We start from the raw sequence: 11,946 nt of genomic DNA on the forward strand, positions 1-11,946 counted from the left end.
CGGGGGCGCGCGGGAGGTGCCCCGCGCGCCCCCGGGGGTGGCCGTCGCCGGTCAGTCCTCCGGGTAGCGGCGGGGGGTCCACACCACGTCGGTGTCGTTGCCGCGGCGGACGAGACGGGTCTGGGAGGAGCCGATGAGCAGCAGGGTACGCATGTCGACCTCGGCCGGGTCGAGGTCGGCGAGCCGGACGGCGCGGACCCGTTCGGTGGGGCCGCCGACGTCGCGGGCCATCACCACCGGGGTGTCGGCGGCGCGGTACTCCAGCATCAGGTCGCGGGCCAGCCCGACCTGGGTGGTGCGGGACTTCGAGCCGGGGTTGTACAGCGCCAGCACCAGGTCGGCCTCGGCGGCGGAGCGCAGCCGCCGGGCGATGACCTCCCACGGCTTGAGCCGGTCGGAGAGCGAGACCACGGCGTAGTCGTGGCCGAGCGGGGCGCCGGCCCGGGAGGCGGCGGCGTGCGCGGCGGTCATGCCGGGCAGCACCCGGACGGGCACCTCGCGGTAGGGGTCCTCGCCCGCGGCCTCCAGGACGGCGGTGGCCATCGCGAAGACGCCCGGGTCGCCGGAGGAGACGACCGCGACCCTGCGGCCGCGGCGGGCCAGGTCGAGGGCGAACTCGGCGCGCACCGACTCGACCTTGTTGTCGGAGCCGTGCCGGACCTGGCCGGGGCGGACGGGCACCCGGTCCAGGTAGGTGGTGTAGCCGACCAGGTCGGTGGCGGCGGCGAGGGCGCCGCGGGCCTCCGGGGTGAGCCAGAGCGGTCCGGCCGGACCGGTGCCGACGACCACGACCTCGCCGGGCCCGGTCGGTTCGGGCAGGTCCAGCGGCGCGACCTTGCTGGGCAGCACGGCCACCGAGAAGTACGGGACGGTGTCGGCCTCGACGTCGGCCAGTGGCACCGTGCGCTCGCCCTCCATGAAGGCCCGTTCGACGTACTGCGCGTCGTGGAGCCGGCCGGCCCGTTCCAGGGCGCGGCGGACGGCCGGGAAGGTCCGGCCGAGCTTCATGATCACGGCCGAGTCGGCGGCGGCGATCCGGGCGGTGAGTTCCTCCTCCGGCAGGGTGCCGGGGATGATCGTCAGGGTCTCCTCCGCCTCCACCAGGGCGGTGCCGAGCCGGGCCGCGGCGGCGCTGACGGAGGTCACGCCGGGCACCACCTCGGTCGGGTAGCGGTGCGCGAGACGCTTGTGCATGTGCTGGTACGAGCCGTAGAACAGCGGGTCGCCCTCGGCGAGGACGACGACGTCGCGGCCCGCGTCCAGGTGGGCGGCGAGCCGGGCGGAGGCCTCCTCGTAGAAGTCGTCCAGTGCGCCGCGGTAGCCGCCCGGGTGGTCGGTGGTCTCCACGGTGATCGGGTAGACCAGCTTCTCCTCGATCTGGCCGCCGGTCAGGTACCGGTCGGCGATCGAGCGGGCGATGGAGCGGCCGTGCCGGGCGCTGTGGTAGGCCACCACGTCGGCCTTGCCGATGAGTTCGGCGGCACGGACGGTGATCAGCGAGGGGTCGCCGGGGCCGAGGCCGACGCCGTACAGCCGGCCGGTCTGCTGCTCGGTCACTCTTCTTCACTCGCAATCGCGTTGATGGCGGCGGCGGCGATCGCGCTGCCGCCGCGCCGGCCGCGCACCACCAGGTGCTCCAGGCCGGACGGGTGCTCGGCCAGGGCCTGCTTGGACTCGGCGGCGCCGATGAAGCCGACCGGCACGCCGATCACCGCGGCCGGGCGGGGCGCGCCCGCCTCGATCATCTCCAGCAGCCGGAACAGCGAGGTCGGCGCGTTGCCGACGGCGACCACGGCGCCCTCCAGCCGGGGCAGCCACAGCTCCATGGCGGCGGCGCTGCGGGTGTTGCCCATCTTCTTGGCGAGGTCGGGCACCGAGGGGTCGGTGAGGGTGCAGACCACCTCGTTGTCGGCGGGCAGCCGCTTTCGGGTGACGCCGCTGGCGACCATGTTGACGTCGCAGAGGATCGGCGCGCCGGCGTGCAGCGCCTTGCGGGCCGAGGCGACCACGCCGGGCGAGTACACCAGGTCCTCGACCAGGTCGGTCATGCCGCAGGCGTGGATCATCCGCACCGTGACCTGGGCGACGTCGGCGGGCAGGGCGGCCAGGTCGGCCTCGGCCCGGATGGTGGCAAAGGACTGCCGGTAGATGGCGGCGCCGTCCTTCTCGTACTCGATCACGTGATCCTCCGGGCCTCGGCGACCGCCTCGGCCATCTCTTCCGTCGTCACTTCCACCGGCGTCACATCCGCCGACGGTGCCGGTGTCCCGACCGGCGTCACCCGGTAGCCCTGCCCGGTGGCGAGCACGTCCACCCATCGCCCGGCGGGGTGGCCGCAGCGCCGTTCGCAGCCCGACCAGTGCACCGGCAGGCCCGCGGCCGGGGCCGCCTCCAGTGCCCGGGTGGCGTCCGCCCGGACGTCGGCCCGGGAGGATCCGCAGCCGGGCAGGCCGGTGCAGGCGGTGGCACGTTCCCAGGCGGCACCCGGCGCGGTCCGGAATCCCGCCGCCGCCAGGTCGGCGAGCCGGTCGGCGGGCGCCCCGGGCAGCACGACCCCGCGCCAGGGGGTGAGCCGCAGCTCCCCCGCGGCCGCATCGACCAGCACCCGCCACCGGGCGGAACCGGCCGTGCCGAAGCGCAGCCCGACCGACAGGCCGCCGGGCAGCGCGCCGAGCGCGGGCGGCGCACCGGCGAACTCCGGGAGCCCGACCGGGCCGGGCGGCAGCAGGTCGGACACCTCCCGCAGGTGCCAGGCGCTGCGGCCGGCGGCGCGCACCGCGTCCAGGAAGTCCCGGGCGGCGGCGAGCGCGGCGGTCACGGCCTCCGCGGCCGGGACGGGCCGCGCGGTGGCCGCCCGGCCGAGGCGCAGCAGGGCGGTGCCGTCCGGCGCTGCGATCAATGTCACATCGGCGTTCAGCGCGGCCACGTCGCCGCGGCCGTCATCGAGGGCGAAGAGGAACTTGCCGGAGAGGCCGACCGCCCACGGGCTCGCGCAGAGCCTCGCGTCCAGCTCCCGTGCCCAGGCCTGCACATCGGCGTGGCCCGCGCCGGGGCCGGGCGAGGCGACGATGTTGCGGACCCGCTCGTGGGTGTCGGAGGGCAGCAGGCCGGAGGCCCGCAGCCGCCCGGCGAGCTCGGCGCCGCAGTCCGAAGCGAGGCCCCGCAGTTGGACGTTGCCGCGCGAGGTGATCTCCAGGTCGCCGTCACCCAGCGCCTCCGCGGCCTCGGCCAGCGCCAGTGCCTGACGCCCGGTCAGCATCCCGCCGGGCAGGCGGACCCGGGCCAGCGCGCCGTCGGCGGCGGTGTGCAGGCGAAGGGCCCCCGGGCAGGCGTCCGACCGGTCCCGGTCGGGCACGGCGGAGCCCGCCCCGGTGGGGTCGGGTGTGGGTGGCATGGCGGCGAGCATACAGATTGTCCGACCGACCGCCCCGTCGCCTGGATCACAGTCCGCATGCTGTCCCGCGGCAGGGCGGCACCCCGTACGATGCTGCCGGACGGTCCGCGCGGATCGTCCGACGCCAGCGACGGCAAGCGGAGGAAACCGGTGCAAATCCGGTGCGGTCCCGCCACTGTAACCACGGCTCAGCCGTGGAGCCAGGAACTCCCGCCGTCCTCCACCAGCCCGGGGCGCGGACCCCGAGGAAGGCCCGACCTGTGCGCTGCCGCATGCCCGGCTCCGCCGTCCCGCCCGGACGCGCCGAGCCGCCGCCCGCCGTCGCCGTGACTCCGGCGAACCCGGCGGCCGGCCGCACCTCGTGCCCCGCACCCCGCTCCGCCCCGCCCACCGGGCTGCCGTCCGGCGCCCCGGTGCGCCGCCGCACGCCCCGGAACACCGACCAGGCCGGGAGGCCCTCCGCATGATCCTGCTGCTGTCGACCTCCGACACCGACCTGCTGAGCGCCCGCGCCTCGCAGGGCCCCGTCCGCTACCGCCTCGGCAACCCGGCCCGGCTCACCGCCGAGGACCTGCCCGCCCTCGTCGAGGGCACCGACCTGGTCGTCGTCCGCCTGCTGGGCGGCCGCCGCGCCTGGGAGGACGGCCTGGACGCGCTGCTCGCCGGCCCCCGCCCGGTCGTCGTGCTGACGGGCGAGCAGGCCCCGGACGCCCAGCTGATGGAGCTCTCCACCGTCCCGGCCGGCATCGCCGCCGAGGCCCACGCCTACCTGGCGCACGGCGGCCCGGCCAACCTCGCCGAGCTCGGCGCGTTCCTCTCCGACACCGTGCTGCTCACCGGCCACGGCTTCGCGCCGCCCGCCTCGGCCCCCGCCTGGGGCCCGCTGGAGCGTCAGGCCCGCACCTCGGACGGCCCGCTGGTCGCCGTGCTGTACTACCGGGCCCACCACATGAGCGGGAACACCGCCTTCGTCGAGGCGCTGTGCGGCGCGATCGAGGACCAGGGCGGCCGCGCCCTGCCGCTGTACTGCTCCTCACTGCGCGGCGCCGAGCCCGAGCTGCTCGCCGAACTGGGCACGGCGGACGCGATCGTCACCACCGTGCTCGCCGCGGGCGGCACCCGCCCGGCCGACGCCCAGGCCGGCGGCGACGAGGAGGCCTGGGACGCGGGCGCCCTCGCCGCCCTCGACCGGCCGATCCTGCAGGCGCTCTGCCTGACCTGGTCGCGCGCCCAGTGGGAGGCGAGCGACGACGGCCTCTCCCCGCTGGACACCGCCACCCAGGTCGCCGTCCCCGAGTTCGACGGCCGGCTGATCACCGTGCCGTTCTCCTTCAAGGAGCTCGACGAGGACGGCCTCACCGTCTACCGCGCCGACGCCGAGCGCGCGGCCCGGGTCGCCGGCATCGCCGTCCGGCACGCCCGGCTGCGCCACACCCCGGCCGCGGAGCGCCGTCTCGCCCTCGTCCTCTCCGCCTACCCGACGAAGCACGCCCGGGTCGGCAACGCGGTCGGCCTGGACACCCCGGCCAGCGCGATGCGCCTGCTGCACCGCCTCCGCGCGGAGGGCATGGACCTGGGCACCGATCTGCCCGGCCTGGACACGGCCTCCACCTCCCACGAGTCACCCCGAGCCGAAGGGCCCGCCGGTGCCGAAAGGGAGGCGGGAGGGAGCGACGAAGGAGCGAGGGAGCAACGACCGTCGGTGCCGGGTCAGGAGGGCCCGGAGGCGAGCGGGCGAGCAATGAAGCACGAGGGTGACGAACTCATTCATGCTCTGATCGCGGCCGGCGGCTACGACCAGGACTGGCTGACGGAGGACCAGCTCGCCCGCAACCCGGTCCGTATCCCGGCCGCCGACTACCGGCGCTGGTACGCGACGCTGCCGCAGGGGCTGCGCGAGCAGGTCGAGGAGCACTGGGGCCCGGCCCCCGGCGAGCTCTACGTCGACCGCTCGCAGAACCCGGACGGCGACATCGTGCTCGCCGCGATCCGCTCCGGGAACCTGCTCGTCCTCATCCAGCCGCCGCGCGGCTTCGGCGAGAACCCGGTCGCGATCTACCACGACCCGGACCTGCCGCCGAGCCACCACTACCTGGCCGCCTACCGCTGGATCCAGGCCGCGCAGGAGGACGGCGGCTTCGGCGCCCACGCCGTGATCCACCTCGGCAAGCACGGCAACCTGGAGTGGCTGCCCGGCAAGACCGCCGCGCTCTCCGCCGAGTGCGGCCCGGACGCCGTCCTGGGCGACCTGCCGCTGATCTACCCCTTCCTGGTCAACGACCCGGGCGAGGGCACCCAGGCCAAGCGCCGCGCCCACGCCACCCTGGTCGACCACCTCGTCCCGCCGATGGCCCGCGCCGACAGCTACGGCGACATCGCGCGCCTGGAGCAGCTGCTCGACGAGTACTCGACGATCGCCGCGATGGACCCGGCCAAGCTGCCCGCGATCCGCGCCCAGATCTGGACGCTCATCCAGGCCGCCCGGCTCGACCACGACCTCGGCCTCGACGAGCGGCCCGAGGACGACGGCTTCGACGACTTCCTGCTGCACGTCGACGGCTGGCTGTGCGAGGTGAAGGACGCCCAGATCCGGGACGGCCTGCACGTCCTCGGCCAGGCGCCGGCCGGCACCGACCGGGTCAACATCGTGCTCGCCATCCTGCGCGCCCGGCAGATCTGGGGCGGCGTCAGCGCGCTGCCGGGCCTGCGCGAGGCGCTCGGCCTGGACGAGGCCGCGCTCACCCTCGGCGCCACCGACGCGGCCGAGGCGCAGGCCCGCGCCCTGGTCGAGGCGATGGAGGCCGAGGACTGGGCGCCCGAGGCGGTGGAGAAGGTCGCCGCCGGCCACCCGGACGCGGTCCGCGAGGTGCTGTCGTTCGCGGCGACCCAGGTGGTGCCGCGGCTCACCGCGACCACCGACGAGCTGGACGCCGTGCTGCACGCCCTGAACGGCGGTTTCGTCCCGGCGGGGCCGTCCGGCTCGCCGCTGCGCGGCCTGGTCAACGTGCTGCCGACCGGCCGCAACTTCTACTCCGTCGACCCGAAGGCCATCCCCAGCCGGCTCGCCTGGGAGACCGGCCAGGCGCTCGCCGCCTCGCTGGTCGAGCGGTACCGTGCCGACAACGACGGCGCCTGCCCGCCCTCGGTGGGCCTGTCGCTCTGGGGCACCAGCGCGATGCGCACCGCCGGCGACGACATCGCGGAGGCCTTCGCCCTGCTCGGCGTCCGCCCGGTCTGGGACGAGGCCTCGCGCCGGGTCACCGGCCTGGAGGCGATCCCGCTCGAGGAGCTCGGCCGCCCCAGGATCGACGTCACCCTGCGGATCTCCGGCTTCTTCCGGGACGCCTTCCCGCACGTGGTCGCCCTGCTCGACGACGCGGTGCGGCTCGCCGCGCGGCAGGAGGAGGCCGAGGCGGACAACTTCGTCCGCGCCCACGTGCAGGCGGACCTCGCCGAGCACGGCGACGAGCGGCGCGCCACCGTCCGGGTGTTCGGCTCCCGCCCCGGCACGTACGGCGCCGGCCTGCTCCAGCTGATCGACAGCCGGGACTGGCGGACCGACGCCGACCTCGCCGAGGTCTACTCGGTGTGGGGCGGGTACGCCTACGGCCGCGACCTGAACGGCCGCCCGGCGCGGGAGGAGATGGAGAGCGCCTACCGGCGGATCACCGTCGCCGCCAAGAACACCGACACCCGCGAGCACGACATCGCCGACTCGGACGACTACTTCCAGTACCACGGCGGCATGGTGGCCACCGTCCGCGCCCTCACCGGCAAGAACCCGGCCGCCTACATCGGCGACTCCACCCGCCCGGAGACCGTCCGCACCCGCACCCTCACCGAGGAGGCCGCCCGGGTCTTCCGCGCCCGGGTGGTCAACCCGCGGTGGATGGAGGCGATGCGGCGGCACGGCTACAAGGGCGCCTTCGAGATGGCCGCGACGGTCGACTACCTGTTCGGCTACGACGCCACCACCGGGGTGGTCGCGGACTGGATGTACGAGAAGCTGACCGAGGAGTACGTGCTCGACCCGGTCAACCGCGAGTTCCTCTCCGAGGCCAACCCGTGGGCGCTGCACGGCATCAGCGAGCGCCTGCTGGAGGCCGCCGACCGCGGCATGTGGGCCGAGCCCGACCAGCGACTCCTCGACGAGCTCCGCGCCGCCTACCTGGAGACCGAGGGCGACCTGGAGGCCGACAGCTAGACCGCACCCCCGGGGCGCGGGGCGACTTCCCCGCGCCTCCGTTCGGGTGACCCGGATTGCGCCGGATCTGCCCTTCCGGTGCATACGATCTCCGCATGACGTTGCGCACGGCGTTGTCGCAGCCCGCCCGTTGGGCCGCCCTGGCGGCCGGGGGGCTGCCGGTCCTGGCCTTCCCGGGTGCGGGGCAGGCGTGGTTGGCGTGGGTGGCCCTGGTGCCCGGGATGCTGCTGATGCGGGCGGCACCGGGCGGGCGCGAGGCGGCGGTGCGGGGCTGGTGGTTCGGGGCCGGGTTCATCCTGGTCGCGATGTACTGGCTGGTGCCGTCGATCGGGCCCGCGCTGCTGCCGCTGGCGGTGGTGGTCGGGGCGCTGCAGGCGGCGTTCGGCTTCGCGGTGTGGCGGCTGCTGCACGGCCGGGTGGGGCCGCGGCGGGCGGCCGCCGCGCTGGTGGTCCTGCCGTCGGTCTGGGTGGCCTGCGAGTTCGCCCGGTCCTGGCATGCGCTGGGCGGCCCGTGGGCGCTGCTCGGGGCGAGCCAGTGGGAGCATCCGTCGGTGCTGGCGCTGGCCTCGGTGGGCGGGGTGTGGCTGGTCGGCGCGGTGCTGGTGGCCTGCAACACGGCGGTCGTGCTGCTCTGCACGGGACGGCTGCGGGTGCTGCCGGCCGCCGCGGTGGCGGCGTGTCTGGCGGTGGGCCCGGTGCTGTTCGCGGTGCTTGCGCCGCCCCCGCGGGACGGTTCGGCGACGGTGGCGCTGGTGCAGCCCGGCCAGACGCCCGACGACGCGTCGCGGCTGGCGGCGAGCACCCGGATCACCCGGGGCCTGGCAGGCCGGCCGGTGGACCTTGTGGTGTGGGGCGAGAGCAGCACCACCGCCGACCTGGACCGGGACACCGCCGTGCTGGCCGGCCTGCGGGCGCTGTCCGCGTCGAGCGGTGCGCAGCTCCTGGTCGGTGAGGACGCCCGCAAGGCGGACGGCCGGATCTCCAAGGACGCGGTGCTGGTCACCCCGGACGGCGTGGCGGCCCGCTACCGCAAGATCCGGCTGGTGCCGTTCGGCGAGTACATCCCGTTCCGTTCGGCGCTCGGCTGGATCTCGGGGGTGAGCAGGGCCGCGGGCGAGAACCGGGCGCCGGGTGCCGCCTTCCACCTGCTGCCGACGACCGACCGGGCGGGTGCGCCGATGCCGGTGGGTGCGCTGATCTGCTTCGAGTCGGCCTTCCCGGACATGGCGCGGGCCGCGGCGCGGGACGGTGCGCCGCTGATCGTGTACCAGTCGGCGACGTCGACGTTCCAGCACACCTGGGCGCCGGCGCAGCACGCCTCGCTGGGCGCGATCCGGGCGGCGGAGACGGGCCGCCCGGTGGTGCAGGCGGCGCTGACGGGCGAGTCGGTGGCGTACGACCCGCAGGGGCGGCGGCTGGCCCGGCTGGGTACCGACGAGTCGGGGGCGCTGGTGGTGCGGGTGCCGCTGGCCGATCCGTCGGCGCTGACCTGGTACGACCGGCTCGGCGACTGGGTGCCGCTGGGCGCGGTGGCGGTGACGGTGCTGTCCGGGGCCGTGGTGCTGGCCCGCCGCCGTGCTGCGGGTTCCGCGGCCGGCGGGTCGGTGGCCGGGGAGCCGCAGGAGGCGGAGCCGACGGCCCGCGGCCGCACCTGAGTCAGGATCCGCCGGGCTCCCCCGAGCCGCCGCCGGCGACGTGGATGCCGAAGATCGCGCCCTGCGGGTCGTGCAGGACGGCGAGCCGGGGGCCGTCCGGGACGTCGGTGGGCGGGAGGACGATGGTGGCGCCGAGGACGGCGGCGCGTTCGGTGGTGGTGTCGACGTCGGCGACGGCGAAGTACGGCATCCAGTAGGGGCCGGCGTCGGCGGGGAACTGGTCGGCCATGTCGGCCATGCCGCCGAACTCCCGGCCGGGCAGGCCCCACTGGGTGTACATCTCGCCGACGGTGACGCTCCAGCCGAAGACCCTCGGGTAGAACTCCTTGGCGCCATGGGTGTCGCGGGTGGCGAGTTCGACCCAGCCGAGCGCGCCGGGTTCGTCGATCAGCGGGGTGCCGGTGAAGGCGCGGGCCTGCCAGAGCGAGAAGACGGCGCCGGCCGGGTCGGCGGCGACCGCGAAGCGGCCGAGGTCGAGGACGTCGGCGGGCTCCATGAGCACCCGTCCCCCGGCGCCGCGCACGGCCGTCGCGGCGGCGTCCGCGTCGGCGACCGTGAAGGAGATCGTCCAGGTGGTGGGCTGGCCGGAGCGCTGGACGGGGCTGAGGCCGGCGACCGGGTCGGTGCCGAGCATCATCAGCGTGTAGCCGCCGGCCTCGGGGTTGCTGTCGACCTCGGTGCGCCAGCCGAACGCCTCGCGGTAGAAGGCCTTGGACCCCTCGGGGTCGGCGGTGGAGATCTCCACCCAGCAGGGGGCGCCGAGCGCGGGCCTGTCGATTCTCATCTCACTCCACCACCAGGACGAGTTTGCCGCGGGCGTGTCCGGACTCGACCTCGGCGAGTGCCTCCGGAGCCCGGTCGAGCGGGTAGGTCGCGGTGATCCGCGGGTCGAGGGCACCGGACGCGACGAGGTCGGCGACGTGCGCGAGGGCCTCACGGCCGGGGTTGCGGCGGACGGCGCTGCCGCCCAGTGCGGCGGCGGTGTCCGGGTCGGCGGTGGACACCAGCCGGGTGCGGTCGGTGAGGACGGCGGCGGCCTCCCGCAGGTCCTCGCCGCCGATCAGGTCGAGCAGACCGTCGACGCCGTCCGGGGCGGCGGCCCTGATCCGGTCGGCGACGCCCTCGCCGTACCTGATCTGCACGGCGCCGACGGAGGCGACCCAGTCGCGGTTGCGGTCGGCGGCGGTGCCGACCACCTTGACGCCGCGGGCGCGGGCGATCTGCGCGGCGGCGCCGCCGACACCGCCGGCGATGCCGAGGACGAGCAGGGTGCGGCCGGGGTCCAGGGCGAGCTGTTCGACGGCGTCCCAGGCGGTGGCGGCGGCGACGGGCAGGGCGGCGGCCTCGGCGAAGCCCACCCCGGGCGGCTTGCGGGCGCTGACATCGGCGTCCAGCAGGGCGTGCTCGGCGTAGCCGCCGCCGACCGCGACACCGAAGACCTCGTCGCCGACGGCGAAGCCCTCGACCCCGGGGCCGACCGCCTCCACCACGCCGGCGGCCTCGGTGCCGAGGACGGCGGGCAGCGGGCGGTCGGTGCCGAGCCATCCGTTGCGGATCTTCCAGTCCACCGGGTTGACCCCGGCGGCGCGGACGGCGATCTGCAGCCGGTCCGGCCCGGGGACGGGCACGGGGCGGTCCAGGAACTCCTGCTGCTCCGGGCCTCCGAACGCCCGGTATCCGAACGCCTTGGACATGCTGCTCCCTCGGGGTCGGCGACTTCCTCCGCCCAGCTTGCTGGGCGACGGGCCGGGACGGCCGGGAATGGTGGGCCGAACGGGACGGTTGTGCGGGAGGCGAAGGCAGTTGTTCAAATTGGAACCACGGGGTACGGTCGGAGCCGGACCAACCGGTTCAAATCTGAACCACACGACTCGGAGGCCGGCCATGCCGCAGACCGACACCGCCCGGACGCCGCTGCCCGCGCCCGCCACCGTGCGTTCCCGGGTGCGCATCCCGCTGGCGTTCCCGGACGGCTTCCGGGTCGAGGCCGAGGTGTTCACCTTCCACGGACTGGCGGACGGCGCCGAGCACCTGGCGCTCGCCCTCGGCGAGGTCGGCGACACCCCGCTGGTGCGGCTGCACTCCGAGTGCCTGACCGGCGACGTCTTCGGCTCGGCCCGCTGCGACTGCGGCCCTCAGCTGCGCGAGTCCGTGGAGCGGATCGCCGAGGCCGGCGGCTACCTGCTGTACCTCCGTCAGGAGGGCCGCGGCATCGGCCTCTACAACAAGCTGGACGCCTACGCGCTGCAGGACTCCGGCCTGGACACCTACCAGGCGAACACCGCGCTCGGGCTGCCCGAGGACGGCCGCGACTACACCGCCGCCGCCCAGATGCTCGGCACGCTCGGCGCCACCGGCATCCGGCTGCTCTCCAACAACCCCGACAAGGCCGGCCAGCTCTCCCGGCTGGGCATCACGGTGGCCGAGCGGGTGCCGACGGGCGTGCACCTCTCCGACAGCAACGTCCGCTACCTGCGCACCAAGGCGGACGGCACCTCCCGCACCGCCGGCCACGGCATCGAGTTCCTGTCGCTGGGCGCCTGACCGGGCTCACCTCACCCGAACGGCGCAGCGCGCGCGCGGCGGCCCCGTCCGCGTGGAAGCGTCGGGCGGTGGGCCGCGCCATCCGTCGCTGCACCCGCCCCGCGGCCCCGCCGGGTCTCCTCCCGGCGCGGACCGACCCGGGAGAGCGC

At 75.7% G+C, this 11,946-nt stretch carries 8 protein-coding genes and 1 riboswitch; of the genes, 3 read left to right on the forward strand and 5 right to left on the reverse strand.

What is annotated here, in order from left to right:
- Positions 1-51: 51 nt before the first annotated feature.
- The 3 genes from AB0P35_RS09540 to AB0P35_RS09550 are packed head-to-tail and all read right to left on the reverse strand — an operon-like array spanning position 52 to position 3,394.
- Positions 52-1,557, reverse strand: coding sequence for a precorrin-2 C(20)-methyltransferase (locus AB0P35_RS09540; RefSeq protein ID WP_363508689.1), 1,506 nt, complete (start codon positions 1,555-1,557; stop codon positions 52-54).
- The gene (locus AB0P35_RS09545) at positions 1,554-2,180 is read right to left on the reverse strand and encodes a precorrin-8X methylmutase (RefSeq protein ID WP_363508692.1); all 627 of its coding nucleotides are present in this window, start codon (positions 2,178-2,180) and stop codon (positions 1,554-1,556) included. The genes AB0P35_RS09540 and AB0P35_RS09545 overlap by 4 nt, the downstream gene beginning before the upstream one ends.
- Positions 2,177-3,394 (reverse strand): cobalamin biosynthesis protein CobG, encoded by a 1,218-nt coding sequence (locus AB0P35_RS09550; RefSeq protein WP_363508695.1) that lies wholly within the window; start codon positions 3,392-3,394, stop codon positions 2,177-2,179. Before AB0P35_RS09550 ends, AB0P35_RS09545 begins: the two co-directional genes overlap by 4 nt.
- 84 nt (positions 3,395-3,478) lie before the next feature.
- Positions 3,479-3,627: riboswitch (cobalamin riboswitch) on the forward strand.
- 230 nt (positions 3,628-3,857) lie between these two features.
- Here AB0P35_RS09550 and cobN point away from each other — a divergent pair.
- Both cobN and lnt read left to right on the forward strand, forming a co-directional pair.
- Positions 3,858-7,598, forward strand: coding sequence for a cobaltochelatase subunit CobN (cobN, locus tag AB0P35_RS09555; RefSeq protein WP_363508698.1), 3,741 nt, complete (start codon positions 3,858-3,860; stop codon positions 7,596-7,598).
- 95 nt (positions 7,599-7,693) lie between these two features.
- Positions 7,694-9,253, forward strand: coding sequence for an apolipoprotein N-acyltransferase (lnt, locus tag AB0P35_RS09560; RefSeq protein ID WP_363508700.1), 1,560 nt, complete (start codon positions 7,694-7,696; stop codon positions 9,251-9,253).
- Position 9,254: 1 nt separating this feature from the next.
- Here lnt and AB0P35_RS09565 read toward each other — a convergent pair whose 3' ends face one another.
- Together AB0P35_RS09565 and AB0P35_RS09570 are read right to left on the reverse strand one after the other, a co-directional pair.
- Positions 9,255-10,037 carry a VOC family protein gene (locus AB0P35_RS09565; RefSeq protein WP_095872131.1) on the reverse strand — a complete coding sequence of 261 codons (783 nt, stop codon included), beginning with the start codon at positions 10,035-10,037 and terminating at the stop codon, positions 9,255-9,257.
- A gap of 1 nt (position 10,038) precedes the next feature.
- Entirely contained in the window at positions 10,039-10,947 is a 909-nt protein-coding gene (locus AB0P35_RS09570; protein WP_095872132.1) for an NADP-dependent oxidoreductase, read from the reverse strand.
- Positions 10,948-11,137: 190 nt separating this feature from the next.
- On the opposite strand from AB0P35_RS09570, the gene ribA reads away from it, so the two are divergent.
- Positions 11,138-11,797, forward strand: coding sequence for a GTP cyclohydrolase II (gene ribA / locus AB0P35_RS09575; protein WP_363508704.1), 660 nt, complete (start codon positions 11,138-11,140; stop codon positions 11,795-11,797).
- Positions 11,798-11,946: the final 149 nt, after the last annotated feature.

The sequence above is a fragment of the Kitasatospora sp. NPDC085879 genome, from assembly GCF_040686255.1.
In the GTDB taxonomy this organism is placed as follows: domain Bacteria; phylum Actinomycetota; class Actinomycetes; order Streptomycetales; family Streptomycetaceae; genus Kitasatospora.

What these genes read in the sequence shown, in the direction of transcription:
- cobN (WP_363508698.1), top strand. Translation starts at nt 3,858, where the DNA reads ATGATCCTGCTGCTGTCGACCTCCGACACCGACCTGCTGAGCGCCCGC.
- AB0P35_RS09550 (WP_363508695.1), bottom strand. Translation starts at nt 3,394, where the DNA reads ATGCCACCCACACCCGACCCCACCGGGGCGGGCTCCGCCGTGCCCGAC.
- ribA (WP_363508704.1), top strand. Translation starts at nt 11,138, where the DNA reads ATGCCGCAGACCGACACCGCCCGGACGCCGCTGCCCGCGCCCGCCACC.
- AB0P35_RS09570 (WP_095872132.1), bottom strand. Translation starts at nt 10,947, where the DNA reads ATGTCCAAGGCGTTCGGATACCGGGCGTTCGGAGGCCCGGAGCAGCAG.
- lnt (WP_363508700.1), top strand. Translation starts at nt 7,694, where the DNA reads ATGACGTTGCGCACGGCGTTGTCGCAGCCCGCCCGTTGGGCCGCCCTG.
- AB0P35_RS09565 (WP_095872131.1), bottom strand. Translation starts at nt 10,037, where the DNA reads ATGAGAATCGACAGGCCCGCGCTCGGCGCCCCCTGCTGGGTGGAGATC.